Origin of the sequence: Mesorhizobium atlanticum, assembly GCF_003289965.1 — a bacterium.
In the GTDB taxonomy this organism is placed as follows: Bacteria; Pseudomonadota; Alphaproteobacteria; order Rhizobiales; family Rhizobiaceae; genus Mesorhizobium; species Mesorhizobium atlanticum.
On sequence record NZ_QMBQ01000010.1, the window covers coordinates 33,357 to 59,663 of the forward strand.

Genomic DNA, 26,307 nt, shown 5'->3' on the forward strand with positions numbered 1-26,307 from the left:
AAAACGTCAATCCATATGCGCGGCCGGCGCACCGCCCGCCGGCGCGGCCTTCGGCTTGCGCAGCAGGACGACGAACGGGATCGCGACCAGCGTCATCACCATCAGGATTTTGAAGTCGTTGATGTAGGAGATCATCATCGCCTGCGCATTCACCGCGCGGTCGACCTGCGACAGCGCCGCGGCGTTGCCGCTGGCGGCCGCCGGCGAGGCAGCCCATAGGTTGGGATTGTACGGGTTGATGAAGGCCGAAAGCTCGGTGTGGTTGATCTGCGTGTTGCGCACCATCAGCGCCGCCACCACCGAGACGCCGATAGACGAACCCAGATTGCGCACCAGGCTGAACAGCGCGGTGGCATCGGTGCGGTAGCGCGCGTCGAGCGTGGCGAAGGCGACCGTCGACAGCGGCACGAATACCATGCCCATGCCGAGACCCTGGATGACACCCGAGGTGAGGATCAGCCAATTGTCCATCTGCGGCGTGAAGCTTGCCATGGTGTAGAGCGACTGCGCGGTCAGCAGGAAACCGATGGCAACGAGGATCCTCGCGTCGAACCTGTGCATGATGCGGCCGACCACCAGCATCGAGATCATCGTGCCGATGCCGCGCGGACCCAGCACGATGCCGATGGTCACGGTCGGATAGCCGAAAATATTGGCAAGCATCGGCGGCAACAGCGACATCGAGGCCAGGATCAGCACGCCCATGACGAAGATGAAGCCCAGCCCGGTCACGAAATTCCGGTCGAGGAATATCTTTGGATCGATGAAGGGGTGCTCGGCCGTCACCGTGTGGATGGTGAACACCCAGAAGCCGGTGAGCGAAAGAGCGAGCTCGATCCAGATCTCGGCCGAGTTGAACCAGTCGACCTCGCCGCCGCGATCGAGCAGGAGCTGCAGCGCGCCGACGCCGAGCGAGATCATGGCGAAGCCGAAGAAGTCGAAGCCGCGCAGTCGCTTTGGGATGACTGGCAGATAGGCGGCCATGCCGAGGAAGGCCAAAATGCCGACCGGCAGGTTGATGAAGAACACCCAGCGCCAGTTGAAGTTCTCTGTCAGCCAGCCGCCCAGCGTCGGGCCCAGGATCGGCCCAAGCATGATGCCGGCGCCCCAGATGGCCATCGCCTGGCCATGGCGCTCCTTCGGGTTGATGTCGAGCAGGAAGGTCTGCGACAGCGGCACGATGGCCGCGCCGAACACGCCCTGCAGCAGGCGGAACAGCACGATCGTCTCGAGGCTCCAGGCAAGGCCGCAGAGCATGGAGAAGACGGTGAAGCCGACGACTGAGGCGAGGAACAGCTCCTTGCGGCCAAGCCGGTCGGCGAGCCAGCCGGTGACCGGCGTCATGATCGCCGCCGCCACGATATAAGAGGTCAGCACCCAATTGATGTTGTCGGGCGAGGCGCCGAGGTCGCCCGTCATGGTCGGCAGCGCGACATTGGCGATCGTGGTGTCGAGCGCCTGCATGATCGTCGCCAGCATCAGCGCGACCGTGATCAGCCCGCGATGCGGCACTTCCTTGAAGGGTTCGGGCGTGGTCATAATGCTGAACTTCCAGCAGGTAACAGAAACGTGTACACTGGGCTTCCGGGCGGCAAAGCCTTCCGTTGAGAGACTCTCATCGCGGTGGGACGCGACTATCGATGTGGGGGTTACATCGACCGAAAGTCTTTGTTGGAGCGGATGCCTGCCGCCCGGAAACCTGAGGACCGACGGGTCCGTGTCGAAGGTTTCGGTTTCGATCGCGCCGCCAGGCGGCTGATCTTAAACACTTATCCTTCCCACTCCTCCCATCAGGTCAATGCCTGCTTCGCCCCCGATTGGAGGCGAATGTTACTGCGCGCTTTCCCCTGCCGTGGCGTGGCCGAAGATCGACGGCAGGCCGCGCGCCACGCCGGTGTCGACGGTGACGGTGGCGCTCATGCCGGTGCGCAGCGCCATCCTGGCATCGGGATCGGTCAGTTCCAGGCGCACCGGAATGCGCTGCGTGACCTTGACCCAGTTGCCGGTGGCGTTCTGCGCGGGCAGCAGCGAGAACTCCGCGCCCGTGCCGGCGCCGATCGCCTTGACGGTCGCCTCGAAGGTGCGGCCCGGATAGGTGTCGACGACGATCTCGGCCTTCTGGCCAGGCTTCATGTGGGTGAGCTGGGTCTCCTTGAAATTGGCGTTGATCCAGGTGTCGCCGGTCTCGACCAGCGCGAAGAGCGGCGTGCCGACCGACACATACTGGCCGACCTTGAAGGAGGCGGCCTGGTAGATGACGCCGTCGGCCGGCGCCTTCACCGTCGTCTGCGCCAGGTCATAGGCCGCCTTGTCGCGCGCGGCCAAAGCGGCCATCACTGTCGGATGCTTGTCGGTCTCGATATCGGGATTGCCGCCGAGCGCCGCCTTGGCGCTGACGATGCCCTGCTGCGCGACGGCCAGCTGCTGCTTGGCCTTGTCGAGATCGTTGCGGGCCTGGTCGAGCGAGGATTTGGCGTTGATGCCCTTTTGGGCGAGATCGGCGGCGCGGTCATATTGCGACTGCGCATAGTCGACCTCACTGGAGGCGGACTTTTCCTGCGCCATCGCCTGGCTATAGGCGGCGCGCAGTTGCTCGACGTTGAGGCGCGCGGCGGCGACCGCCGCGTCGGCTTGTGCCAGCGCGATCCTGTACGGCTCGGGGTCTATCACGAAGAGCAGATCGCCCTTCTTGACCTGCTGGTTGTCGGCGATGCCGACCTGGACGATGCGGCCGGCCGTGTCGGAAGCGACTGAAATCCTGGCCTGCTGCAGGTTGGCGTTCTCGGTCTCCTGGTAGCGGCCACCCGTCACCCAGACATATGACCCGCCGGCAAGCAGCGCCAACGGCAGAGCGACCATCAACAGGAAGCGGCCGAGGCGGCGCTTCTTCTTCGGCGCGGCCGGCGCCGGCTGAGGCTCAGGTGCCGCCGTGACCGGAGCGGCCGCCGGCTGCGCCGGGGCTTCAGCGATCGGTTGCGCCGACGCAAGCTTGGTTACGTTGTCGTCTTCTCTCTTGGCTGCCGCGCTCATGCTGCCGCCCCTTCCCTGCTCTTGATCTTTTCGAGGGACGATGCCTCGCCATCCGTCAGGTTCTGCACGATGGTGTCCAACACCCGGATCAGGATGCGCCGGTCTTCCGGCGAAACACCGGTCAAGGACTCCTCATAGACCTCGCCGGCGAGGCTTTTAACATCGGCATAGGCGGCGCTCGCCTTCTCGGTCGGGAAGATCATGCGCACGCGCCGGTCGGTGGCGTCCTGGCGGCGCTCAATCCAGCCGCCCTCTTCCATGCGGTCGACAAGACGCGAGACGCTGATCGGCTCGATTTCGAGCAGTTCGGCCAGCCGCGCCTGGGTGATGCCTTCTTCCTTGGCGACACGCACCATCAGCCGCCATTGCGCCGAGGAAAGCCCCAACCCGCTGGCGCGCGCCTCGAAGCGCTTGCGCATGAGACGCTGCACGTCGTGGATCAAAAATCCCAATCTGTCGATGCCATCTGAAACCATGAGCGATAGATATAATAAGCGTGCTTATTATTCAAGAGGAGCTTTGCGCCAGAAGCCGAAAGTCTCCGGCCTCAACAATGCAATTGGCGCGTGACCGACGGCGGAATGGAACGACGGCCGTCTGAGTCAGCCGGGGTTGCGGATTTGAATGAAGCGATGCGAGGATGGACGACTGCGCGTCAAGCGCTGCAAGCCGTCAACGAACCTGCCGTGCGATCAAGGATTTGAGCGCGCTGGCGTTGTTTTCGATGCTAAACCGGGACCGAACATCCGCTTGAGCGCGATGAGCCATCGTGCGCATGTCGTCCGGATGGCACAGCGCGTAGTCCAGCCATTGCGCAAAATCATTCGCATTTGGCTCGGCCAGCAAACCGGTTTCCAGATGGGAGATTGTCTCCGGAATACCGCCAATATTGCTTGCCACGACTGGAATGCCGAGTCCCGCCGCCTCAATTTGAGCCATACCCAACGCTTCGACGGACGAAGGCATGACGACGAGATCCGCCTTTTTCAGGATAGCCGCAACGGATGGCAGTTCACCCATCCAGATTTGATCATAAAGGCCAAGCTCGATTGCCCGCTGCTTGATCGACTCCTGCTCTGGTCCCGATCCAATAATCGCAAAATGAATTGCGGGCCATCGCGAACGCAATTTCGCTATTGCCTCAAGCATCATAAGGTGGCCTTTCTCCTTGCGGAGCATGCCTACCTGCACGATCAGCGTGCCGCGCTTCCTTTCGATCCAGTGAGCAAGATCAGAAGGAAGTTCAAGGTGACATTCCGAATCAAGTTTTTTGAAATCCACACCCGGATAAATCACTTCGATCCGCTTAGGATCGACGCGGCTATTGGACAGGATTTTTGACTGCAGATACTTGCTTGGAGTGAATGTAACATCCACGAAATAGTTATAGCTATATTCGGATATTTTTCCGGCCAGGTATGTTCTAGACCTGATCAGGCGCGGACGATTTCGACCGAAAATTCGTGCAGCAATTGCAAGATTGTCTGTATCATGACCGCTGTGGCAGAAGCACGCGGCGGGCCGCATTGCAGCGATCAGGCGATACAGGCCAATTATCGTACGCGGATCCGCACCGTTTCTAAATGGAAGTGTTACAGTCCGAATGTTCATTGTCGCCGCCAAAGCCCCAACTCGAGAATTCGGGCGGCAGGCGAGCACCGCGTCAATCCCAGCCGCTCGAAGCGATCGCATCTGGACCAGCAACTGCCGTTCTTGTCCGCCGATATCGGGAGAGCTTTCGGTAAAAATAACGCTGTCGATTTTTTTGCTGTTTAAAGTCATGACAGTTAAATGGCGGGAATCGCTTGCCTGCTGATCGATACTCTTCTCTGGAGGCGACCCGGCGAAGTAGGCGCCCGCTCCAGCCCGACAAAATGGATAAGCGAACAGAGCCGCCGGCCAGCCGTATCGCGAATTTACTGCCGGGGGCAATTTAAAAACATGTGAACCTGGGCCGCGCCTTGCGGAACAGGGCTTCCCGCCCACAGTGCCGCAAACGCGGTTTGCGGGGCTCCACGGTTTGCTGCATAGGTGCGCCGGCGCAGCAGGGAGCGAAACTATGTTCGACATCTGGCAGGTGGGCATCGTCCCGGATCGGATCGGCAGCGCACTTGCCCCGCAAGGCCTGGACAAAAGCCGGGTCGTCTGGCTGCCGCCTCAAGGGTCGTACCGCTTCATCGCCGACCCGTTCGGCCTCTTCCATGGCGACCGTTTCACGGTGTTGGTCGAGGCCTATGACCACCGGGTGAGGCGCGGTGAGATCCACTACTACAGCTACGACCGGGACTGGAGGCTCAAGGAGCGCGGCGTGGCCTTGAAGGAGCCGTTCCACCTCTCCTATCCGTTCCTGATCCGGCAGGGCGAGGATATCTTCATGCTGCCGGAGGCCTTCAAGAGCGGGCGGCTCACGCTTTACAAGGCGACCGATTTCCCAAAGGCGTGGCAGCCGGTCGCCGTGCTGCTGGACGAACCGGCGGTCGACGCGGCTGTTTTTCGCCACCATGAGCGCTGGTGGATGCTCTATGCGCTCAACGGTCCCAACGAACGGGACATGCGCGAGCTGCACGCCTCTTTCGCCGAGAGCCTGACCGGCCCGTGGACCAAGCATCCGCAAAATCCGGTGCGCACGGGACGCGCATCGTCGCGGCCCGGCGGCTCGCCCTTCGAACATGATGGCCAGCTGTATTTGCCGGCCCAGGATTGCACGACCGGCTACGGCACGGCCATCAACCTGTTGCGGATCGAGCGCCTGACGCCGGAGGAATTTTCGGCCGAAATCGTCAAGCGACTGTCGCCCGAGGGATGGATCGATGGCTTCGACACCGGCCTGCACACGCTCTCGGACGGTGGCGGCGTGACGCTGATCGACGTCCGCCGCTTCGAGCGCACGCCGGAGCGGCATCTGGTCAAGCTGCAGTACTGGCTGCGCAAGAAGATGCGGTGAGCTCGCGGCAGCGGCGATCACGGCGATCCCGCCGCGACGGCTTGAGGCGATGCATTCACGGCGCGGCGTCAACCATCTGAAAATTCACTGTGTTTCTGCCGCACGCTAGCACCTTATGGCGCGCTCGTGGTAAAGCTGCACCGTGGATCGGGGGATCACGCAATGCCGACGCTCTATGCGCTGAAGCCGGCCTTCCAGGACAGGCTGCGACCGCTTGTCGGCCGACTGGCGGCCATGGGGGTGACAGCCAACGGCATCACCCTGCTGGCAGCCGGCCTCTCGATCGCGGCCGGCTTGGCGATCGTGGCGGCGCCAGGTTCGCGTCTGCTTCTCCTGCTCATCCCCCTGGTGCTGTTCGTGCGCATGGCGCTCAACGCCATGGATGGCATGCTGGCGCGGGAACATGGCCAGGCTTCCACGCTTGGCATGTATCTCAACGAAATCTGCGACGTCGTCTCCGACCTGGCGCTGATCCTGCCCTTCGCCGTCTTCCCTCAGTTTGGCGCCTGGGGTGTCGTTGCCTTCGCCATGGCAGCCATGCTCGCAGAATTCGCTGGCGTGCTCGGCATCCCTGCCGGCATCGGTCGCAACTATGCCGGCCCGTTCGGCAAGAGCGACAGGGCGCTGGGGCTCGGCGTGGTCGCGGCTTTGTGCGCCGTCGGGCTGTGGCCCGCGGCGATCGCGCCGTTTGTGTTTCCGGCCATGGCTACGCTTTCGCTGCTGACCGCCATAAACCGGATACGCGCCGGCCTTACTGGCAACACCGGCTAAGCATCGAGGCTCGCCATGCCGTCCGAGGGGAACAGCATGCTTCACGAACAGATCGCCACCGCACCGGCGGAAAGCCTTTCACGGCAGGCGCAGGAACGCAGCTTCCACAGCCATGACGGCACGGAGATTTTCTACCGTTTCTGGCCGGCGGCATCGGCCGAGGCGAAGGGCGCGGTCGTGCTCTTCCATCGCGGCCATGAGCATGGCGGCCGCATGGCGCATCTTGTCGACGAACTCAGCATGCCCGACTACGCTTTCTACGCCTGGGATGCGCGCGGCAACGGCCGCTCCGCCGGCGAGCGCGGCTATGCGCCGTCCTTCGCGGCGCTTGTGCGCGACATCGACTGTTTCATGCGCGAGATCGCGGCCAAAGATGGTTTCGGCGCAGAGGATATCGCGCTCATCGCCCAATCCTTCGGCGCCGTGCTCGCTGCCGCCTGGGTACATGACTACGCGCCGAAACTGCGCGCCATGGTGCTCGCCTCCCCCGCCTTCTCGGTCAAGCTCTACGTGCCCTTCGCCAAGGAAGGCATCGCGCTTTGGCAGAAGCTCAAGGGGCGCTTCTTCGTCAATTCCTACGTCAAGGCGAGCCTGCTCACCCATGACCCGGTGCGCATCGCCTCCTTCGAGAACGATCCGCTCATCACCAGGCCGATCGCGTCGAACATCCTCGTCGAGCTCTACCAGCATGCGGCGCGCATCGTTTCCGACGCGCGCGCCATCACCGTGCCGACGCAGCTCCTTCTGTCGGGCAGTGACTGGGTGGTGCGGCACGGCCCCCAGCACGAGTTCTTCGTTAATCTCGGCAGCCGCGTGAAGGAACGGCGTGTGCTGCCGGGCTTCTTCCACGACACGCTGGGCGAACGCGACCGCGCCAAGGCGCTCGACCTGATCCGGCCCTTTATCGAAGGGCAGTTTGCTTCGCCGGCCGAACCCGTCGACCTGAAGCAGGCGGACATTGCCGGCTATACGCGCGACGAGGCGGACAGGCTCGGCTCGCCGATCGATCTCCTGTCGTCCAGGGGCCTCTACTGGGCGATGAGCCGTGCCTTCATCCGCGCCGGCAGCTGGTTCTCGCGCGGCATGAAGATCGGTGTAGGCACCGGCTTCGATTCCGGCTCGACGCTGGACTATGTCTACGAAAACGAGGCGCGAGGGCTCGGACCTGTCGGCCGCATGGTCGACAGGACTTTTCTCGACGCCATCGGCTGGCGCGGCATCCGCCAGCGCAAGCTCAACCTCGAGGAACTGATCGGCCAGGCGCTGGCAACCCTGAAGGCTGCGGGACGGCCGGGCCACATACTCGACATCGCCGCCGGCCACGGCCGCTACGTGCTCGACGCGATCAACAAGAGCGCCGAGCAGCCGGCCAGCGTGCGCCTGCAGGACTATTCCGATCTCAATGTCGAGCTCGGCCGCAAGCTGATTGCCGATCGGCAGTTGCCGGCCAGCGTCTCGTTCCGCCGCGCCGACGCCTTCGACGGCGATGGGCTCGCCGCGCTGAACCCGGCGCCCGATCTTGCCATCGTCTCCGGCCTCTACGAGCTCTTCTCCGACAATGCGATGATCGCCCGCTCGCTCGGCGGCCTGGCCCGCGCCATGCAGCCCGGCAGCCTGCTGATCTACACCAACCAGCCCTGGCACCCGCAGCTCGAGATGATCGCGCGCAGCCTGACCTCGCATCGCGGCGGCCAGGCCTGGGTGATGCGACGGCGCACGCAAGCCGAGATGGACCAGCTGGTCCAAGCGGCCGGTTTCGAGAAGCTCGACCAGCGCATCGACCAGTGGGGCATCTTCACCGTCTCGCTGGCAAGGCGGGTTTAGGAACCGTCCACGCATGCCGACCAGTGCCGAGCCCCCGTCACTTTCCGCCAGCGCAGCCGCCGAACCCTATGGACGTGTCGTCATCCGGGCAGCCCTCTGGCTCGCCTTCCTCGCGCCGTTCTTCTATTCGACCTACGGCTTCGCCAACTGGCTCGCCTCGACTCGCAATCAAGTCGGAAGCATCGTCTTCTCCTGGGAGCACCACGTCCCGTTCCTCGCCTGGACGATCGTGCCCTATTGGTCGATCAACCTGTTCTACGCCCTGTCGCTGCTGCTCAACGACAGCCGGCAGGGCGTGAACCGGCTGGCCGGCCGCTACCTTACCGCGCAGGTCGTCGCTGTCTCCTGCTTCATCCTGTTTCCGCTGACCGCCACCTTCGTGCGGCCGGCAACCACCGGCCTGCCCGGCTTCCTGTTTGCCGTGCTCGGCGGCTTCGACAAGCCGTTCAACCAGGCGCCGTCCCTGCATATCGCGCTTCTGGTTATCATCTGGGATCACTGGCGCCAGCGTCTCAGCCGCCCATTGCTCACGCTCTGGCACTTTTGGTGTTTCCTGATCGGCGCCTCGGTCCTGACGACCTGGCAGCACCATTTCATCGACATTCCGACCGGCGTGCTGCTCGGTTTCTTTGCGCTCTGGGTCTTTCCGGCAAGGGGCGAGCTGCCCTTCGCCGGTTTTCGCCTGACCGCTGACGGCAAGGCGCGGCGCCTTTCGCTCTACTACGCGCTGGGCGCCGCCCTGGCGCTCGCCGGTGCATCCATCGGGGCCTTCTTGTCGGCTGTCGCGCTGGTGCTTCTCTGGCCTTCGCTGGCGCTCGCCATCGTCGCTTTCGGCTATTCCGGCGCCGGGCCAAAAGTGTTCCAGAAGACGGCGGACGGCCGCTTGTCGCTGGCAAGCCGCGTCCTGCTCTGGCCATACCGGCTGGGCGCCAGGGTCAATGTCTGGGCCTGGACGCGCAAGCTGCCGCCGGTGGTTGCCGTCACCGACGGTGTCTTCCTCGGGCGCTTTCCCGACGCTGCCGAAGCACACGCCTTCGGCACGGTGATCGATCTTGCCGCCGAGCTGGAGCGGCCGCGCGACGCGCCGGGCCGCTGGATCAGCTTTCCCATGCTCGATCTCCTGTCGCCACCCGTGGACACGCTCGACGATGCGGTGGCGGCAATCGAGCCGGCCCGCCGGCAAGGCAAGGTGCTGATCTGCTGCGCGCTCGGCTTCCAGCGCAGCGCCACGGTCGTCGCCCGCTGGCTGGTCGCCAGCGGTCGTTCGCACACGCCGGCGCAGGCGCGCAAGCAGCTCGCCGCTTCGGGTCGGCCAGTGCATCTTCAGCTCGGACTGGACGAGCCGGCATGAGCAACGACGCCTATCAGCGTAAGACTGCCGCCTTCGCTGCGATGCTGGTCAAACAGGCGGCATGGCCGGCCGTCATCGTGATCGCCGGCGACAGCATCGCGCCGCTGGTCGCCTCGGCGCGCGGCGCGCTCCATGCGCCGCTTGCGGTGCTGGCATTGCTCGTCGCGGCGACGAGCGCCGTCGTCGTGCTCGCGCTCTCGGCGCTTCTCGGCTTCGATGCGCTGCTGTTCCGGCTGATGGCGACGCATGGCGACGAGATGTCCGGCGGCGCCGCTGTCGATGACATGCTGGCGCGCATGCGGTTGAAGCCCGCCCCGGCCACGCCGCGCCTGCTCGACGAGCGCATCGCCGGAACACGCCGCCTGCTTGCACGACAGCGGATCGCCTTCGCGGTGTTCGTCGTCGCGTTCCTCACCGCCGGGTTCTGGATGCCCAGATGAGCAAGCTTTCGCTGCGCACTTACACGCTGTTGCAGACAGTGACCTCGGTCGGCCTTTCGGCGATGGCCTGGGCGGTCACCGGCGTGCGGCCGATCTGGAGCGGCAGCGAGCCGTCGGACCGACAGCGCATCTATTTCGCCAACCACACCAGCCATGGCGATTTCATCCTTCTGTCGGCCTGTCTCAGCGAGGCGGAGCGCGCCAAGACGCATGCGATCGCCGCGGCCGAATATTGGGGCAAGTCGCGGCTTCGCCGCTTCATCGCCGAGGACATGCTGTCCTCCGTGCTGATCAGCCGGACCTGGACGAGCGAAGCGGAGCACCCGATCTCGATCATGCTTTCCGTGCTCGACCAGGGTCATTCGCTGATCATCTTTCCGGAAGGCACCCGCAACACCAGCGACGAGCTGCTGCCCTTTCGTTCCGGCCTCTACAATCTGTCGATGGCACGGCCCGACATCGAGCTGATCCCCTGCTGGATCGAGAACATGTCGCGCGTGCTGCCCAAGGGCCAGTTCCTGCCGGTGCCGCTGCTTTGCCGCGTCGTCTTCGGCGCCCCGGTCGCGGTGGCGCCGGGCGAAGAGCGGCGCGCCTTCCTGCAGCGCGCCCGCGCCGAGCTTCTGGCGCTCAATCCGCGCCCCGACCGAGACGATTAATGCGCCACGAAATCAGCATTCTCATCATCGGCCTCTTCGTTGTGCTGAGCACCGCCAGCGTCACCGCCGCCATCCTGTCGGCGCGCGCGCCGAAGCCGCTCAGTTCGACGCTGGTCAACCTGACGCAGCGCATCAACGCCTGGTGGGTGATGGTGGCTCTGATGACGGTCGCCTTCTTCTTCGGCCGTTACGGCATGACCATCCTGTTCGCGCTGATCTCGTTCGCGGCGCTGCGCGAATTCGTGACGCTGACGCACAGCCGGCGCAGCGACCACTGGGTGCTGCTCGGCATGTTCGGCATCGTCATCCCCTTCCAGTACTGGCTGGTGTGGACTGCCTGGTACGGGCTATTCGTCATCTTCATCCCGGTCTACTGCTTCCTTTTGATGCCGGCGATCACGGCGCTGCACGGCGATACCGAACGTTTTCTGGAGCGCGTCTCGGCGCAGCAATGGGCGATCATGATCTCCGTCTATTGCGTCAGCCATGTGCCTGCTTTGCTGACGCTCAACGTGCCCGGCTTCGAGGGCCGCAACCTTCTGCTCATCGCCTTCCTGATCATCGTGGTGCAAGGCAGCGACGTGTTGCAGTACATCTTCGGCAAGCTGTTCGGAAAACACCGCTTCTCGCCCAACGTGTCGCCGTCGAAGACCTGGGAGGGGCTGATCGGCGGGCTGGTCGCGTCGAGCCTGCTTGGCGCACTGCTCGCCTTCATCACGCCTTTCTCGCCGCTGCAGGCCTCGGCCGTCGCCTTCATCGCCTGCGCGATGGGATTCCTTGGCGGCCTCGTCGCCTCGGCGATCAAGCGCGACCAGGGCGTCAAGGACTGGGGCCATCTGATCGAAGGCCATGGCGGCATGCTCGACCGCACCGACAGCCTCGTCTTCGCCGCCCCGATCTTCTTCCACATCGTGCGCTATTTCTGGACGGTGTGAGCGCCCCGATTGAATCCGTTCGCGCGTCCGCAGCGCGACGGCGACGGCGGCACTGCTTCGCCTGTCAGTATCGCTTTGCCCCTTCGCGCCCTGCGCAATTTCGATCAAACTCGACACCGGCGCTGCCGCTAGGGTCGGCCCGCCAAATGCGAGGAACCATGAACCCGACCGAGAAAGCGCTGTGGTTTGTCGAGAGCCACCTGCCGGACGCCGTCAGTCTCGACGATGTCGCGGCAAGCAGCGGCGTGTCGCGCTTCCATGTGACGCGCGCTTTCGCCGCCGCCACGGGGCGGTCGGTGATGGGCTACATGCGGGCGCGCCGCCTGAGCGAAGCGGCGCGCAAGCTGGCCGGCGGCGCGCCCGACATTCTCTCGGTCGCGCTCGATGCCGGCTACGGTTCGCATGAGGCGTTCACGCGGGCTTTTCGCGATGCGTTCGGCACCACGCCCGAACTGGTGCGCGCGCAAGGCTCGACCCGAAACCTCGATCTCGTGGAGCCTATCCTCATGGACAGTTCACTTCTCACCACGCTCGAGCCGCCGCGCTTCGAGACCAGCCGCCCGTTCCTCGTCGCCGGGCTCGGCGAACGCTACAGCTGTGAGACCAGCGCCGGCATCCCGAGGCAGTGGCAGCGTTTCGCGCCCTATATCGGCAGCATTCCCGGCGAGGTGCCGGGCGTCTTCTACGGTGTGTGCCTCAATGGCGACGATGCCGGCAATTTCGACTATGTCGTCGGCGTCGAGGTGAAGGATTTCTCCGACCTGCCGAAGGATTTTTATCGGGTGCGGGTGCCAGCGCAGAAATACGCGGTGTTCTCGCATCGCGAGCACATCTCGACCATCCGCCGCACCGTCAACACGATCTGGAACAAATGGCTGCCGGCTTCCGGCCACGAGATCGCCGACGCGCCGGAATTCGAGCGCTACGGACCCGAATTCGACGCGCACACCGGCAATGGCGGATTGGAGATCTGGCTGCCGGTGAAGGGTTGACAGGTTTCCCCTTCTCCTCTTGTGGGAGAAGGAAGAGGCTAAAGCTCCAAATCCCAGGTCTGGCCGACAAGGTCCTTGCCGAAGGAATGGTGCCTTTCTTCATCGACCAGCTTGAAGCCGGCGGCCTGGTAGATACGGCGGGCCGAGCCCAGTATGTCGTTCGTCCATAACGTCAGCGTCTTGTAGCCCTTGGCGCGAGCGAAGGCGATGCACTCGTCGACCAGCCGCCGGCCGATGCCAAGGCCCCGCGCCGAAGGCTCGACATAGAGCAGCCTCAGCTTCGCCACCTCGGACGACTTGCGCACGACGAAGACGGAACCGACCACCTCGCCTTCGCGCTCGGCGATCCAGGCGCGCTCCCACTTTGGATCGAATTTCTTGACGAACTCGCCGAGGATCTCGGCGACCAGCGCCTCGTAGGTTTCGTCCCAGCCATACTCCTCAGCGTAGAGCATGCCCTGGCGGCGCGTGATCCAGCCGATGTCGCCGACCTGCAGCGGCCTCAGGATGTAGGGCACCTTGGGTTCGGGCCTGTCGCCAAGCAGGTCCTGCACTGTGCGCATGGCCTTGACCAGCCGCTTCTGGTCGGCGGGCGGCAGACGATCGAGCAGCGCGCGCACCTGGTCGTGCGAATCCTGGTTGAGCGGCGCAAAAGCCTCGCGGCCCGCCGTCGTCAGCGCGATCGAAGACCGGCGCGCGTCCGCCTCGCTGGCCTCGCGCTCGACCAGACCGCGCTCCTCGAATTTCTTCAAGAGGCGGCTCACATAGCCCGGGTCGAGACCAAGGTCGCGCACCAGATCGCTGGCGACGAGCCCCTCTCGATGGGCAAGCTCATAAAGCACCCGCGCCTCGGTCAGCGAGAACGGGCTCTTCAGAAGGCTCTCGTCGAGCAGGCCGATCTGGCGGGTGTAGAAGCGGTTGAAGGCGCGCACGGTATCGATGCGTTCCTTGCCGGGGTGATCGTGGATGGTCATGGGAAGTCCTCCTGCCTTGGACAGGATCAATCATTTAGTTGACTGAGTCAATGAATTCTTGGAACGAGCCCACACGATCTCGCGAGGCAGTATCTCGACAGTCTCGCCGAGTATGGCAAGATAGCTGCGGAGACGTGCGATGGAAAACATTCGACCCATTAATAACGAGTACGACTGGGCGATTGCCGAGATTGCTCGCTATTTCGATAATGAACCGGTTGCAGATAGCCCTGAAGCATATCGCTTTGATGTTCTAGCCACTCTGATCGAGGCTTACGAAACCAAGCATTATCCGATTGGGGCTAAATAGCCCTATCCCATCGGCAGCACCGGCCAGAACTCGACGATCCGGCCGCCCGCGAACACAGCAATCGCCCCGAAATGCTGCAGCACGGCCTCGCTCTGCGTCGGCCGCAGGAAGGCATGGTCGCCGGGCTTCACATCCGCGCTTGCCGGCAGGCCCATGAATTGCTGGTTGGACGACAGCCCAATCAGGCCGTTCGGCTTCATGCCTTCGGGGAACACCGGTTCGGCCATCCAATTGCCGCCATAGAGATACAAGCCTTTGCGCGGGAAGAGGCCAAGCGCCTGGAGCGCCCTGGAAACCCATGGCGGACCGGGCAGCATCGGATCGAGCGCCTTGAGGACCGGCGTGGCGATGAAGGCGGCCGGCTGGAGGCCGTCGAGGCCAGGCGTATCGAAGTCGCTCGGCAGGACGAAGGCCGAGCCGATCGACACCTCGTTGGCGACGCCGCCGCCATGTAGCAGCGCGGTCTTCGAGCCGCCGATGTTCAAGATGCGGGGCCGGTCCGGGCCGAGGGCGGCGGCGAACTCCGCCGCCTTGGCCGAGGCCTGCTTCAGTGCCCTGGCCGCGCCACCGAACAGGCCCGGTATCTCCGGCGCATGCGCTTCGTAAGCCATGATACCTTCGCAGTGCAGGCGCTCCGGCACCGTCAGCGCCTTGATCTCGGCGGGACTGGCAAAACCGCCGCGATGCAGGCCGACATCGACCTCGAAGGCGAAGCGCAGTTCGGTGTCGAGCGCGGCGGCCAAATCGCCATACTCGGCCAGCCGCTCCGGCGTATCGATCAGCCAACAGACGCGCGACCACCAGCCGGCGCCGCCTCTTGTCAGCGCCGCCCTGGCTGCGTCGACGGGCATCGGCTTGCCGTAAAGCAGGTCGCCCTCGGGAAAAGCATCGAGCACGGCCTGTGTCACCGGTGGGTGGAAGGTCATGAAGCGGTTGGTTTCGAGGGCTCGCGCGATATGCGACAGCAACGGCATGCAAGGCAGCGACTTGTCGACCAGCCGAACGGCAAGGCCGGCAGCCAGCCGCTCCTTCACCAGCGCGATGTTGCCGTCCAGCCGGTCGCGGTCGAGCACCAGGCAGGGCCGGAAGATCTCGGCTGCCTTCAGCGCCTCGGACAGGGCAACGAAATAGGCGCTCATTTTTTGATGCCAAAAGGACTGGGTTCAATGCCGAACAGGCTGGCCATATAGGGCGAGACGAAACGGTTTTCCGGATCGATGTCGCGCCGCACGGCAAGCGCGTCGTCCCAGCGCGGATAGATCTTCTTGAAATCCGCCGCCTTCAGGCTGTGCATCTTGCCCCAATGCGGCCTGCCGCCATATTTGCGGAAGATCGGCTCGGCGGCGCGCATGAAAGGCCGCGGGTCGTTCGCCGCATCGTGGTGGATGGCGATCGAGCAGGTCAGCCTCTTGTGGAAGGGCGAAAGCCAGAACTCGTCGGGCGCCACCGAACGCACCTCCATCGGGAAATAGACTTCTGGAAAGTGCTTCTCCGTCAGCGCGATGATCTCGGCCAACGCCTTGGGACCTTCCTCATAGGGCAGGTGGTATTCCATCTCGTTGAATTTGGTGCGACGGTCGCTGACATAGACGTTGAGCCAGTCCTGCACATAATCCTCGGCCGGCACCTTTTTGACCGCGCCCTTGATCAGCGCGCGGCGCAGCGACGGCAGCCGGCGCAGCACGGTGCGCAGCTTGCGCAATGTCGCCAGGCCCTCCTCGTCGTCCTCGGTCGGCCGCTGCGTCGGCTGGGCGTCGCTCAGGTCGCTGGCAATGAACTGCGCATAGCCGGAAAACGGGATGTAGTAGAATTCGGCCGAACGATGCGCGGCCATCATCCTCTCAAAATCGCGCAGCATGTCGCCGATCGGCAGCACCCATTTGCGGCGGCGCAGGCGGTAGGCCGCGATGTTGTTCATCGTCACTTCGGTGAGAATGCCGAAGCTGCCCAGCGCGACGCCGATGGCGTGGATCATGTCCTGGTCGCTGGCCCGGCTGTACTCGCGCAGCTTGCCTTTGCCGTCCACAAGCTGCACCGCCTCCAACTGCGTGTGATAGGCGCCGAGCGTCGGGCCGGAGCCGTGCGTGGCAGTGCCCAGCGCGCCGCCGATCGCCTGCTTGTCGATGTCGCCCATATTGGGCAGGGCCTGGCCGATGCCTTGCAGGATCTGCATCAGGGCGCCGAGCCGCGTGCCGGCCCCCACCCGCGCCCTGTTGGCCGCCGGTTCATGCGAGACCAGCCCCTCGATCTTCTCAAGCGAGACGATGGTGCCGTCGGATTGCACCAGCGGCGTGAAGGAGTGGCCGGCGCCGGCGACACGCAACGGACCGGGCGCCGAGCGCACGAGTTCGGCCAGTTCGCCGGCATCGGCCGGCGTCGCAATCTGCTTCGGGGACGCCGTGACGAAACCCGACCAGTTGTTCCAAGCGTTTGCCATTTTGGCCCTCCCCGCTCAGGCCCGACCGTGCCGCCGGGCGACCAGCACGAATACGCCGAGCAGCAGCACGCTGGCCAAAGCAGTCGCTGCGGCGAATTCGGGCACCGGGCGGAAATTCCCGGCATCGATCAAAAGCGAGGCGGCGATCGGGCCGATGGCGAGACCGAAAAGCTGCGCGGCCGGCACCAGGAGCACTGCCGTTCGCGTCTCGTCGGCGGTAATTGCCATGCGGATCTGATAGGGCACGATGAAGAGCAGGATGAAGCCCATCACCAGCGCCACCGCCCAGAACACCGAAAGACCCGGGGCGGACGCAAGCATGACTGAGCTGATCGCCGCGACAATCCCGATGATCATGATGGCAAAACGGTAGTCGATGCGCGCCTCGAAGACCGTCGCGGTCATGGCGCCTATCACTTGCGCGGCGAGGCTTGCCGACACCATCAGGCCGACGGTGCGGCCGTCGATGCCGAACTGCGCGCCGATGGGCTCCAGAAAGGCCCAGACGGCGCCGAAGAACATGAAATAGCAGAAGATCGACAGGAGCGCGGTGATCGCGGGCAACGTCGCGACGTTGGCAAACTGCTCTTCCTTGGGCAGATCGGCATAGTCCTCCGGCACGATCCAGGCGACGGCCAGCGACAAGAGGCAGACGATGCCGAGCGCGATGAAGCCGCCGGCCGAGCCGGCGGCGGGCACGGCATAGAGCGCGAGGATCAGCGCCAGCGCGCATTGCGCCAAGGTCTGCAGCGTGACGAAATAGCCGCCGATGCGCTCGGCCCGGCGCGAGCGGGCGATCAATTCGGTGGCGACGGCGACCAGCCCGCCTTCCGCCAGGCCGGCAAGCGTGCGCGCGCCGATCAGCGCATTGGGGCTGCCGGCATAAGCGGTCCAGAAATTGGCGACCGCGAGCAGGACAAGCAGCGCCGCGCTCTTCCAGCGCATGTTCCTGGCAGGCAGCAGCATCGCCACGATCGCCGACCCGATGCCGATCGCGATCATCTCGGCGGTGGCGACCAGCGCCAGCTCGTCGCCGGTGACGTGGCCCTCCGTGTAGAGCGCACCGAGCAGCACCGGCTGCAGACCAAGGATGAGCAGGCCGACCGAGCCGATCCACAGCGCCGAGGCAAGCTGCGATCCCGTCGGATTGCCGACGAGCCAATCGCCATGTTCCGCCTGGGCGGTTTGCGATGCAGTCACGAGGTGCCCTCCCTTGCAGCCCGGTCAAAAAACTGACAAGTTGTCAGCATTGATGAAACTGATACTTGATCATGTTTCTTGTCAACCGCGAATTCGCACTTTTCCGGGAAGATGCGGGCCATGAGGGACGCGAAGCGAATAGCGACGGAACCGAGGCGCAGGCCGAAGCAGGAGCGCAGCCGCGAACGCATCGACGCGATCCTCGCCACGACCATGCGGCTGATCGGCGAGAAGGGCATCGACGCGGTGACGATGAAGGAAGTCGGCGCGCTGGCCGGCGGGCCGATCGCGACCGTCTATCATTATTTCCCGAGCAAATCGGCGATCCTGGCGATGCTCTACGAACGGTTTTCCGAGGAAAGCCGGGGGCGTTTCGGCGCGATCATCGCCGGGATAAACGGGTTGAGCGACGTGACGGCGGCGGCCGATCGCATGCTCGACGACTATTATGCCCGCGTCGCGGCGGACCCGGCGATCCAAGACCTGCAGAACGCCATCCAGGCCGACAAGGCGCTGCAGCATCTCGACATTGCCGAGACGAGGCACCAGGCAAAGATGTTCTGCGACCATGTCGCGCCCATGCTGCAAGCGGAGCAGCGCGAGGCGTTCGGGCGAGTCGTGTTCCTGATCTTCCAGCTTGCCGGCGGCGTCGTGCGGCTGGCACTGACGCAGGACGAGGCGGAAGGCCGGCGCACGATCGACGACTATCGCTCGATCATCCACACGCAGTTGCGGGTGTTTTTGTAGGCGCCTGCCGCCTAGGCGTGCAGACGGATCAGCCCTTCGAAGCCGGCAAGATTGGCATTGCCGGCGGCGATGAAGCTCGACAGGTTGCGGGCGCGACCGGGCGTCTTGTTGGCATCGAGCGGCACCGCCCTGCCCTCGTGCATGACGAAATCGAACTCGCCGTAGTCGAAACCGAGCTTGCGGCGCAGCGCGCGAAGCTCATCCGGAACCGGAATCGCCTCGCCGCGGATGGTGTCGTCGCCCTTGAGGTCGCCAAGGCGGCGGACCTAGCAGGCGAAATTGCTCGTCCGCGGCTCGCGGCAGCCGTTGCATTTCCGCCCGGGGTTCCCCGCAAGAAAAATTTCGCGCCATTGCCCCCTTGCGCGCGCCTTGACTCCGGCAAGGCGCCAGCCTATTTCAGCGCCACGTTAGCACTCGCCTTAGGTGAGTGCTAACTCATATCCGGCGGCCTCGCCGGATGGAGGAACAGTTCTCACCGTTCTCACTCGAGGAAGACACTAATGGCAAAGTCCAAGTTCCGCCCGCTTCATGACCGCGTGGTCGTTCGCCGGGTCGAATCCGAATCCAAGACCGCCGGCGGGATCATCATCCCGGATACGGCGAAGGAGAAGCCGCAGGAAGGCGAGATCATCGCCGTCGGCTCCGGCGCCCGCGACGAAAACGGCAAGCTCGTGCCCCTGGACGTCAAGGCCGGCGATCGCATCCTGTTCGGCAAGTGGTCGGGCACTGAAGTCAAGCTCAATGGCGAAGACCTTCTGATCATGAAGGAATCCGACATCATGGGCATCATCGGCTGATTATCGGCCTCTCCATCAACTGAGTTTTCGGGCTCTTCCCGAGCCCCTGTCAGGAGCTAACCATGGCTGCAAAAGACGTAAAATTCTCCCGCGACGCCCGTGAGCGCATGCTGCGCGGTGTCAACATCCTCGCCGACGCGGTGAAGGTGACGCTGGGCCCCAAGGGCCGCAACGTCGTCATCGACAAGTCGTTCGGCGCCCCGCGCATCACCAAGGACGGCGTCACCGTCGCCAAGGAGATCGAGCTTGAGGACAAGTTCGAGAACATGGGCGCCCAGATGGTCCGCGAAGTCGCTTCGAAGACCAACGACATCGCCGGCGACGGCACGACCACCGCTACCGTTCTCGCCCAGGCGATCGTGCAGGAAGGCAACAAGGCCGTTGCCGCCGGCATGAACCCGATGGACCTCAAGCGCGGTATCGACCTCGCCGTCGGTGAAGTCGTCGCCGCTCTCGGCAAGGCCGCCAAGAAGATCAAGACCTCCGAGGAAGTCGCCCAGGTCGGCACGATCTCGGCCAATGGCGACGAGTCGGTCGGCAAGATGATCGCAGAAGCGATGCAGAAGGTCGGCAACGAAGGCGTCATCACCGTCGAGGAAGCCAAGACCGCCGAGACCGAGTTGGAAGTCGTCGAAGGCATGCAGTTCGACCGCGGCTACCTCTCGCCCTACTTCGTCACCAACGCCGACAAGATGGTCGCCGATCTGGAAGACGCCTACATCCTGCTGCACGAGAAGAAGCTCTCCAACCTGCAGGCCATGCTGCCGGTCCTGGAAGCTGTCGTTCAGACCTCGAAGCCGCTGCTCATCATCTCGGAAGACGTCGAAGGCGAGGCCCTGGCCACGCTGGTCGTCAACAAGCTGCGCGGTGGCCTGAAGATCGCCGCCGTCAAGGCTCCGGGCTTCGGTGACCGCCGCAAGGCCATGCTGGAAGACATCGCCATCCTCACCGGTGGCCAAGTCATCTCGGAAGACCTCGGCATCAAGCTCGAGAATGTCGGCCTCAACATGCTCGGCCGCGCCAAGAAGGTGTCGATCTCGAAGGAGAACACCACCATCGTCGACGGCGCCGGCAAGAAGGCCGAGATCCAGGGCCGCGTCGCCCAGATCAAGCAGCAGATCGAGGAGACCACCTCGGACTACGACAAGGAGAAGCTGCAGGAACGTCTGGCGAAGCTCGCCGGCGGCGTTGCCGTGATCCGCGTCGGCGGTGCGACGGAAGTGGAAGTGAAGGAAAAGAAGGACCGTGTTGACGACGCTCTGAACGCGACCCGCGCGGCCGTGGAAGAAGGCATCGTCGCCGGCGGTGGCGTGGCCCTGCTGCGCGCTTCGGCCAACGTCAAGGCCACCGGCGCCAACTCCGACCAGGCCGCCGGCATCAACATCGTGCGCCGCGCGCTGCAGGCTCCGGCCCGCCAGATCGCGTCGAACGCCGGTGCTGAGGCATCGATCGTTGCTGGCAAGATCCTCGAGAACAAGGGCGCGACCTTCGGCTTCAACGCCCAGACCGGCGACTATGGCGACATGATCGCCATGGGCATCGTCGACCCGGTCAAGGTCGTGCGCACCGCTCTCCAGGACGCGGCCTCGGTCGCCGGCCTGCTGGTCACCACCGAAGCCATGATCGCCGAAGCTCCGAAGAAGGAAGCTGCCGGCGGTATGCCGGGCGGCATGCCCGGCGGCGGCATGGGTGGCATGGGCGGCATGGACTTCTAAGAAGTCCAACTCCATTACACACAAGGAAAGGGCGGCAGAGATGCCGCCCTTTTTGTTGCCGAAGCCCGTCGGATGATGGCTGTCCAGACGGCGACGTCCCAAGGCTCGGCTGTCTTGCCGGAACGCGCCGCCGCCCCACGGGCGCCACCACTTCATCGACCAGCAAGCGTTGAGCGATCATGGGTGGCGCGGGCGATTGGGCCTGGCGCGAGAACCGCGCTCAGGCCCAGCCCGGAATTCGCCCCGCCAAGCTTGAATTCCGGGCATTCGCGGCCTACGAAACCACCCTGTTGAGCTTCACGAAGGTCTTGGGGCTGCGCTGGATGGTCTGGAAAATCACGCAGTAGCGATCGGTGAGCTCCATGAGCTGGGTCAGCCGGCTCTGCTCGACATCCGACTCGATGTCGAAGCGCAGGCGGATTTCCTTGAAGCCGACCGGCACGCCTTCGGTGACGCCGAGTGTACCGCGCAGGTCGACATCGCCCTCGGCGGAGATTTCCGCCGACTTGATCGGAATCTCGAGCACGGCCGCGGCCGCCCGCATCGAGACGCCGGCGCAGGCGATCAGCGCCTCCAGCAACATGTCGCCGGAGCAGAGTTCCTGCCCGCTGCCGCCGGCCTTCGGATGGATGCCGGCCAGCGCAAGTCCGCGTCCGGTCTCGACCTTGCAGGTCACCCTGGAGTCATCCGCGCTTCCCTTGGCCTTCAGAGTGAGAAGCGCGGCCCGCGCGTCCTTGCGATAAAGATCCTTGATCGGCTCCTGCGTGGCGCGAAACGTCGCGATATCCATTGCTGTTCTCCTGTCGTGAATTGCGGTTGCTTGAAATCGTCGGTCATCGTCCGGACCTATTCCGGGACCGCGATGCCGGAGCCGCCGAGCTCGGCGGGAAAGTCCTTCAGCTTCGGCAGTCCGTCCTTCATCGGCAGGACCGTCTCGGCGTAGTTGACATGGACCCCCGGCGCGAATTCCACCGTCGGTATGGTGGCCGCGTAGATGTCGACCAGTCCGAGCGGCGCATGGTCCGTCATCAGATGCCCGCCGCATTTCGTGCAGAACTGGCGGTCGCTCATCTCGGACTTCTTGAAGCCTGAGAGGAACTCCGCGCCCTTGGTAACCTTGACGTTCTGAGGCTTCCACAGCGTGAAGGCGTTCACGGGAGACGCCGACCACGAACGGCAGGAACTGCAATGGCAATAGCCCATTGCCTCCGCGTTTCCGTGGACTTCGATTTCCACGGCGCCGCAAAAACACCCGCCCTTATGTACCGTCATGACTTTCGTCCTTTTCTTTCGTTGCGTTCGATTGCGCAGAGCGCCCAACTGAAGACAGCTCTTGGCGCCGATTGGGGTTTAAAGCTTCCGGCCGGGGACGGAATGACGGGGCGTCCGCGTTACTTGACAGCGCGTCCGGAAGTCGAATGGGATGTCGCGCCGGATTGCCGCGCAACTTGCGAGAGTGGAATGGCCGGGGACGCTCTGTCTGACCTTTTGAAAACGGTGCGCCTCACCGGCGCGACGTTTTTCGACATCGAGGCCCAGGATCCATGGGCGGTCTGCTCGCCGGCGCCCGCCTCGATCTTGCCGAGGATACTGCCGGGCGCGGATCACCTGATTTCCTATCACGTGCTCACGGAGGGCCGCTGCTTTGCCCGCATCATCGGCAAGGAAGCGATCCCGGTAGAGGCAGGCGAGGTCGTGGTCTTCACCCACAGCGACCCGCATATCATGTCGAGCACGCCCGACCTCAGGGCAGACCCGCCCACCGCGGATGTCCTGCAGATTGCTGCCGCAAGCCAGACGCCGTTCCCGATCAACTACGTCAAGGACGGTTCGCTGTCGGCCCGGCTGGTCTGCGGCTATCTCGCCTGCCATGCCCTGCCCTTCAATCCATTGCTCGAGGCGCTGCCGCCCGTCATCAAGGCCGGCGACGTCAAAGGCGATGGCGGCTGGCTCGGCCAGTTCATCAGATTGGCGGTCTCGGAAGTGGCCGAGAAGCGGGCCGGCAGCGAGACGGTACTTACCAAGCTCAGCGAACTGATGTTCGTCGACGTGCTGCGCCGCTATGTGGAATCGCTGCCGCCGCAGCAGACCGGCTGGCTGGCGGGCCTGCGCGATCCGCATCTGAGCAAGGCGCTGGCGCTGATCCACGACCGGCCGGCCCACAATTGGACGGTGGAGGCGCTGGCCAAGGAGTCCGCTTTGTCGCGCACGGTGCTTGCGGAGCGCTTCACCAAAGTCGTCGGCATGCCGCCGATGCACTATCTCGCCAAATGGCGCATGCAGATCGCCTCGGAATTGCTCAGCGCCGGCAACAGCAATGTCGCCAGCATCGCGGCGGAAATAGGCTACGAATCCGAAGCGGCGTTCAGCCGTGCTTTCAAGAAGATGATCGGCGTTCCGCCCTCGGCCTGGCGCCTCGGCGTTAGAGCAATTCCAGGAAAAGCGTGAGCGGTTTTTCGTCCGGAATTGCGTAAAAACAAAGAGATAGAGCGGTTCGTCGTTTCCGTGAAACGGTGAAACGCTCTAGGGCCGCGGCCGGGTCCGGATGCGACGAGCTTCCGAAACCGCGAATGGATCAGAGGGCTAGCGATCGGCGAGCGCCAACTTGGCGCCAAGCATGACGAAGGCGGCGGCGAAGCTGCGGCGCATCCAGGTCAGCACCTTCGGCCGCGTCACGATATGGCTGCGCACCGAAGCCGCGAACACGCCATAGACGGCGAAGACGACGAAGGTCATCAGCATGAAGACGCCGGAGAGCTCCAGCATCCTGGCAAAAGCGTGCGGCTCGGTGGTGCTGACGAATTGCGGCAGGAAGGCGAAGAAGAAGATCGACAGTTTCGGGTTCAGCACGTTGACCAGGATGCCGGTCGTGATGGTCCTGGCGGTCGAGCGCGGCGCTGCATTCTCGTCGATGCTCAACCCGCCCTTCTCCTTCAGCGTGTTCCAGGCCATGTAGAGCAGGTAGGCGACGCCGAGATATTTCAGCGTCTCGAAGGCGACGGCACTGGTGTGCAGCACCGCAGCAAGGCCGGTGATGGCGGCGGCCATATGCGGGATGATGCCCAGCGTGCAGGCGAAGGCGGCGACGACCGAGGCACGCGCGCCGCGCGAGAGGCCGGCGCTCAGCGTGTAGAGGACACCGGTGCCGGGCGACGCCACGATGATCAGCGAGGTCAACAAGAATTCGATGCTCATGAATCTCCTCCGCGGCCCTGCCCGGCTGGAAGGTACCGGGAGGTGTGGGGCGAGGCAAGCGGGGCGCTCTTCCTCGCCCGGCGAAGCCGAGACGGAGAGGGGATGGCGCTACCCTTGAAGGCAACCAGAGGGAGCCCGCCAGCGTCGCAGCCCCCTCTCCGCTGCGCGGCCACCTCTCCCCCGCTTTGCGGGGGCGAGGAAATTAGCTCACCGCCAGCCCATGGGCGGCCCTCGCCATCAGGCAGTCCTCGCCGCCGGGCATGCAGGCGCGGCAGACATCGGGGCGGAGGTCATGGATGCCGCACGACGTGTGCTTGCCAACCTCGCCAGTAAGCGCCGAGCAGCGCGCGCCCTCGCAGCGCATGCCGGAGAGGTCGGCCGACACAAATTTCTCCGGAATGCGTTCGAGTTGCGCGTCCTCCTCGGTCGAGAAGCGCGGCCAATCCGCCGAATAGGCGCAGCAGGCGCCGCAGCTCTGGCAGTCGAACACGGCCGCGGCATCGCCCGCCGGCAAGCCGGGATCGGCCGCCGTGAAGGACGGCCAAGGCAAACGGCTGGGATTGGCCTCGTGCGGCAATCTTCTACTTCTTCCTGGTCTTGCGCGGCGGCTTCTGGGGCGGCTGCCCGAGGAGATCGACGTCCAGCGGTTTGTCGGCTTTCGGCCCGGCGGCCGGCTTGGCCGGCTTCATGGCAGCGGCCGGAGTCGGCGGCTGCTCCTTGGCGGAAAATTTGATGGCCATGTCAATTCCTGAAATGCGTCGGTGACTCACGTCGCGGTCGACCGGTTCCTAGCACACAATCAGGCAAGCGGAACGGAAAAGACCTTCGGTTGCCGACCATACCGCTCCGGTCGTGACGTCCGCGAACCGACGACAATTATTTTGCCGACTTAGGGAACCGCCGCCGGTGTCGGGCGTTGTTGCAATGCCGTCAGCAGTCGAAAGAAGGCTAACGGCACAAGGACGCCTCCCGCGTCATAAAACGCGCGAGAGGCGTTCTTTTCGTGTGCCGCCTACATGATCACGCTCAACATCGGCAGGATTTCATAGCGGAAGCCGCGGCCCGAACGCGCCACGGGGTCGCCATCGGTCACCGCCCTCGCCTCGGCTTCGCTGCCGGCACGCAAGATCAGCAGGCCCCACGGGCCGGCCGGATCGGCGACCGGACCGGCCATGATCATGATGCCTTCGCGCAGCTTCTCGCGCAGATAGTCGGCATGCTGGCCCATCAGCGCCCTTTCGTCCTCAGTCATGGTAAAGGCGAAATCCGGCCGCGGCGGGATCAACCGGCAATGGAAGATTTTGGGCGCCGTGCTTTCATGCGGTGCTTCGCTGCTGGCCATCGGTCTTCCTCCTGGATCAATATTGCGCCCGGCAGTTCCGCAGGCGCAAGCTTCAATCCATGCCGAAACCGCCTTGCCGGTCAAAGCGGTCGAGGATCGTCTTGAGATGGCGTTTGAGCTCGTCGAGCCCGGACTGACCGACCACCCCCGCATATTCGGCTTCGATCTCCGCCATCACCTCGACCGCCGTGGCGAGCCCCTGTCGCCCCTGCGGCGTGAAGGCGACGATAACGCCGCGGCCGTCCTCGGGGTCGGCACGCCGCTCCACGAAACCCGCGGCCTCGATCTCCTTCACCAGTTGGGCGACCGCCTGCCGGGTGATGCCCATGCGCCTGGCCAGGCCGGAAATGCGCGTGCCTTCGGTGTCCAGATTGCCGAGCAGTCGCGGATAGGAGGGCTGCAAGCCGCCGAAACCCCGAGCCTGCATGCGCGCCACGGTCTCATCGTTCATCAGGCGAAACAGCCGCACCAGCTGCCGCAGCAGGATCTTTTCGCGGCGGGCGCGAAACTCGGCTTCAGTGGCCTTCGATTCCGGACCGTCCAATTGCGCACCATGGAATTTAGGCAAGGCGGTTGACAAACTAGGCAAGCAGGTTGACAATTTAGGCAAGCTTGTTGACGAGCACAAGCTGAGCCTTTGCCAATCC

29 protein-coding genes are annotated in these 26,307 nt (G+C 64.2%); 13 read left to right on the plus strand and 16 right to left on the minus strand.

All coding sequences use genetic code 11. From position 1 onward, the window contains the following. Positions 1 to 6 precede the first annotated feature (6 nt). From DPM35_RS27355 to DPM35_RS32245, 4 genes are all read right to left on the minus strand, one after another. A complete protein-coding gene (locus DPM35_RS27355) occupies positions 7 to 1,539 on the minus strand; it encodes a DHA2 family efflux MFS transporter permease subunit (protein ID WP_112130298.1) in 1,533 nt (510 codons plus the stop codon). 291 nt (positions 1,540 to 1,830) lie between these two features. Then, entirely contained in the window at positions 1,831 to 3,030 is a 1,200-nt protein-coding gene (locus DPM35_RS27360) for an HlyD family secretion protein (RefSeq protein ID WP_112130299.1), read from the minus strand. Further along, positions 3,027 to 3,506, minus strand: a complete 480-nt coding sequence (locus DPM35_RS27365; RefSeq protein ID WP_112130300.1) for a MarR family winged helix-turn-helix transcriptional regulator — start codon at positions 3,504 to 3,506, stop codon at positions 3,027 to 3,029. The genes DPM35_RS27360 and DPM35_RS27365 overlap by 4 nt, the downstream gene beginning before the upstream one ends. 196 nt (positions 3,507 to 3,702) lie before the next feature. Beyond that, on the minus strand, positions 3,703 to 4,962 hold the full coding sequence (locus DPM35_RS32245; RefSeq protein WP_181592165.1) for a glycosyltransferase family 4 protein: 1,260 nt from the start codon (positions 4,960 to 4,962) through the stop codon (positions 3,703 to 3,705). Between the two features lie 127 nt (positions 4,963 to 5,089). On the opposite strand from DPM35_RS32245, the gene DPM35_RS27380 reads away from it, so the two are divergent. From DPM35_RS27380 to DPM35_RS27415, 8 genes are all read left to right on the plus strand, one after another. Further along, positions 5,090 to 5,974, plus strand: a complete 885-nt coding sequence (locus tag DPM35_RS27380) for a glucosamine inositolphosphorylceramide transferase family protein (RefSeq protein WP_112130301.1) — start codon at positions 5,090 to 5,092, stop codon at positions 5,972 to 5,974. 162 nt (positions 5,975 to 6,136) lie between these two features. Beyond that, entirely contained in the window at positions 6,137 to 6,745 is a 609-nt protein-coding gene (locus DPM35_RS27385; RefSeq protein WP_112130302.1) for a CDP-alcohol phosphatidyltransferase family protein, read from the plus strand. A gap of 36 nt (positions 6,746 to 6,781) precedes the next feature. Continuing rightward, positions 6,782 to 8,569: a bifunctional alpha/beta hydrolase/class I SAM-dependent methyltransferase gene (locus DPM35_RS27390; RefSeq protein ID WP_245431670.1), complete on the plus strand. Its 1,788-nt coding sequence runs from the start codon at positions 6,782 to 6,784 to the stop codon at positions 8,567 to 8,569. Between the two features lie 13 nt (positions 8,570 to 8,582). Beyond that, positions 8,583 to 9,920 (plus strand): phosphatase PAP2/dual specificity phosphatase family protein, encoded by a 1,338-nt coding sequence (locus tag DPM35_RS27395; protein WP_112130304.1) that lies wholly within the window; start codon positions 8,583 to 8,585, stop codon positions 9,918 to 9,920. After that, a complete protein-coding gene (locus DPM35_RS27400; protein ID WP_112130305.1) occupies positions 9,917 to 10,360 on the plus strand; it encodes a hypothetical protein in 444 nt (147 codons plus the stop codon). Before DPM35_RS27395 ends, DPM35_RS27400 begins: the two co-directional genes overlap by 4 nt. After that, positions 10,357 to 11,016: a lysophospholipid acyltransferase family protein gene (locus tag DPM35_RS27405; protein WP_112130306.1), complete on the plus strand. Its 660-nt coding sequence runs from the start codon at positions 10,357 to 10,359 to the stop codon at positions 11,014 to 11,016. Before DPM35_RS27400 ends, DPM35_RS27405 begins: the two co-directional genes overlap by 4 nt. Beyond that, entirely contained in the window at positions 11,016 to 11,951 is a 936-nt protein-coding gene (locus tag DPM35_RS27410) for a phosphatidate cytidylyltransferase (RefSeq protein ID WP_112130307.1), read from the plus strand. The genes DPM35_RS27405 and DPM35_RS27410 overlap by 1 nt, the downstream gene beginning before the upstream one ends. Positions 11,952 to 12,109: 158 nt before the next feature. Beyond that, positions 12,110 to 12,943, plus strand: a complete 834-nt coding sequence (locus DPM35_RS27415) for an AraC family transcriptional regulator (RefSeq protein WP_112130308.1) — start codon at positions 12,110 to 12,112, stop codon at positions 12,941 to 12,943. A gap of 38 nt (positions 12,944 to 12,981) precedes the next feature. Here the strand turns inward: DPM35_RS27415 and DPM35_RS27420 are convergent, their stop codons facing one another. Continuing rightward, positions 12,982 to 13,917, minus strand: coding sequence for a bifunctional helix-turn-helix transcriptional regulator/GNAT family N-acetyltransferase (locus tag DPM35_RS27420; protein WP_112130309.1), 936 nt, complete (start codon positions 13,915 to 13,917; stop codon positions 12,982 to 12,984). Between the two features lie 139 nt (positions 13,918 to 14,056). On the opposite strand from DPM35_RS27420, the gene DPM35_RS27425 reads away from it, so the two are divergent. After that, positions 14,057 to 14,227: a transcriptional regulator gene (locus DPM35_RS27425; RefSeq protein ID WP_112130310.1), complete on the plus strand. Its 171-nt coding sequence runs from the start codon at positions 14,057 to 14,059 to the stop codon at positions 14,225 to 14,227. A gap of 2 nt (positions 14,228 to 14,229) precedes the next feature. Here DPM35_RS27425 and DPM35_RS27430 read toward each other — a convergent pair whose 3' ends face one another. Genes DPM35_RS27430 through DPM35_RS27440 form a run of 3 tightly spaced genes read right to left on the minus strand, consistent with a single transcriptional unit; the run spans position 14,230 to position 17,864 of the window. After that, complete coding sequence (locus tag DPM35_RS27430) at positions 14,230 to 15,366, minus strand: alanine racemase (protein ID WP_112130311.1); 1,137 nt, start codon at positions 15,364 to 15,366, stop codon at positions 14,230 to 14,232. Continuing rightward, entirely contained in the window at positions 15,363 to 16,664 is a 1,302-nt protein-coding gene (locus DPM35_RS27435; protein WP_112130312.1) for a D-arabinono-1,4-lactone oxidase, read from the minus strand. Before DPM35_RS27435 ends, DPM35_RS27430 begins: the two co-directional genes overlap by 4 nt. Positions 16,665 to 16,679: 15 nt before the next feature. Continuing rightward, on the minus strand, positions 16,680 to 17,864 hold the full coding sequence (locus tag DPM35_RS27440; protein ID WP_112130313.1) for an MFS transporter: 1,185 nt from the start codon (positions 17,862 to 17,864) through the stop codon (positions 16,680 to 16,682). Positions 17,865 to 17,984: 120 nt separating this feature from the next. Between DPM35_RS27440 and DPM35_RS27445 the strand changes: the two genes are divergently transcribed. Beyond that, on the plus strand, positions 17,985 to 18,611 hold the full coding sequence (locus DPM35_RS27445) for a TetR/AcrR family transcriptional regulator (protein ID WP_181592166.1): 627 nt from the start codon (positions 17,985 to 17,987) through the stop codon (positions 18,609 to 18,611). A gap of 11 nt (positions 18,612 to 18,622) precedes the next feature. On the opposite strand, the gene DPM35_RS33170 is transcribed toward DPM35_RS27445, so the two are convergent. Further along, positions 18,623 to 18,754, minus strand: coding sequence for a hypothetical protein (locus tag DPM35_RS33170; protein WP_281004645.1), 132 nt, complete (start codon positions 18,752 to 18,754; stop codon positions 18,623 to 18,625). A 357-nt stretch (positions 18,755 to 19,111) separates the two neighbouring features. Between DPM35_RS33170 and groES the strand changes: the two genes are divergently transcribed. Further along, the gene (gene groES, locus DPM35_RS27460; protein WP_073987612.1) at positions 19,112 to 19,408 is read left to right on the plus strand and encodes a co-chaperone GroES; all 297 of its coding nucleotides are present in this window, start codon (positions 19,112 to 19,114) and stop codon (positions 19,406 to 19,408) included. Between the two features lie 62 nt (positions 19,409 to 19,470). Beyond that, complete coding sequence (groL, locus tag DPM35_RS27465; RefSeq protein ID WP_112130315.1) at positions 19,471 to 21,123, plus strand: chaperonin GroEL; 1,653 nt, start codon at positions 19,471 to 19,473, stop codon at positions 21,121 to 21,123. 274 nt (positions 21,124 to 21,397) lie between these two features. Here the strand turns inward: groL and DPM35_RS27470 are convergent, their stop codons facing one another. Beyond that, on the minus strand, positions 21,398 to 21,913 hold the full coding sequence (locus tag DPM35_RS27470; protein ID WP_112130316.1) for an OsmC family protein: 516 nt from the start codon (positions 21,911 to 21,913) through the stop codon (positions 21,398 to 21,400). 56 nt (positions 21,914 to 21,969) lie between these two features. Further along, on the minus strand, positions 21,970 to 22,395 hold the full coding sequence (locus DPM35_RS27475) for a GFA family protein (RefSeq protein WP_112130601.1): 426 nt from the start codon (positions 22,393 to 22,395) through the stop codon (positions 21,970 to 21,972). A 189-nt stretch (positions 22,396 to 22,584) separates the two neighbouring features. Here DPM35_RS27475 and DPM35_RS27480 point away from each other — a divergent pair, with 189 nt between their 5' ends. Continuing rightward, positions 22,585 to 23,571: an AraC family transcriptional regulator gene (locus DPM35_RS27480; protein ID WP_181592167.1), complete on the plus strand. Its 987-nt coding sequence runs from the start codon at positions 22,585 to 22,587 to the stop codon at positions 23,569 to 23,571. A 135-nt stretch (positions 23,572 to 23,706) separates the two neighbouring features. Here the strand turns inward: DPM35_RS27480 and DPM35_RS27485 are convergent, their stop codons facing one another. The 5 genes from DPM35_RS27485 to DPM35_RS27500 all read right to left on the minus strand — a co-directional run bounded on the left by DPM35_RS27485 (position 23,707) and on the right by DPM35_RS27500 (position 26,204). Then, positions 23,707 to 24,318, minus strand: a complete 612-nt coding sequence (locus tag DPM35_RS27485; RefSeq protein ID WP_112130318.1) for a LysE family translocator — start codon at positions 24,316 to 24,318, stop codon at positions 23,707 to 23,709. Between the two features lie 202 nt (positions 24,319 to 24,520). Then, positions 24,521 to 24,832: a YkgJ family cysteine cluster protein gene (locus tag DPM35_RS27490; protein WP_245431680.1), complete on the minus strand. Its 312-nt coding sequence runs from the start codon at positions 24,830 to 24,832 to the stop codon at positions 24,521 to 24,523. Positions 24,833 to 24,899: 67 nt separating this feature from the next. Beyond that, positions 24,900 to 25,058: a hypothetical protein gene (locus DPM35_RS32580; protein ID WP_181592192.1), complete on the minus strand. Its 159-nt coding sequence runs from the start codon at positions 25,056 to 25,058 to the stop codon at positions 24,900 to 24,902. Between the two features lie 272 nt (positions 25,059 to 25,330). Beyond that, the gene (locus DPM35_RS27495) at positions 25,331 to 25,660 is read right to left on the minus strand and encodes a YciI family protein (protein ID WP_245431671.1); all 330 of its coding nucleotides are present in this window, start codon (positions 25,658 to 25,660) and stop codon (positions 25,331 to 25,333) included. Positions 25,661 to 25,712: 52 nt separating this feature from the next. Beyond that, the gene (locus DPM35_RS27500; RefSeq protein WP_112130321.1) at positions 25,713 to 26,204 is read right to left on the minus strand and encodes a MarR family winged helix-turn-helix transcriptional regulator; all 492 of its coding nucleotides are present in this window, start codon (positions 26,202 to 26,204) and stop codon (positions 25,713 to 25,715) included. Positions 26,205 to 26,307 lie beyond the last annotated feature (103 nt).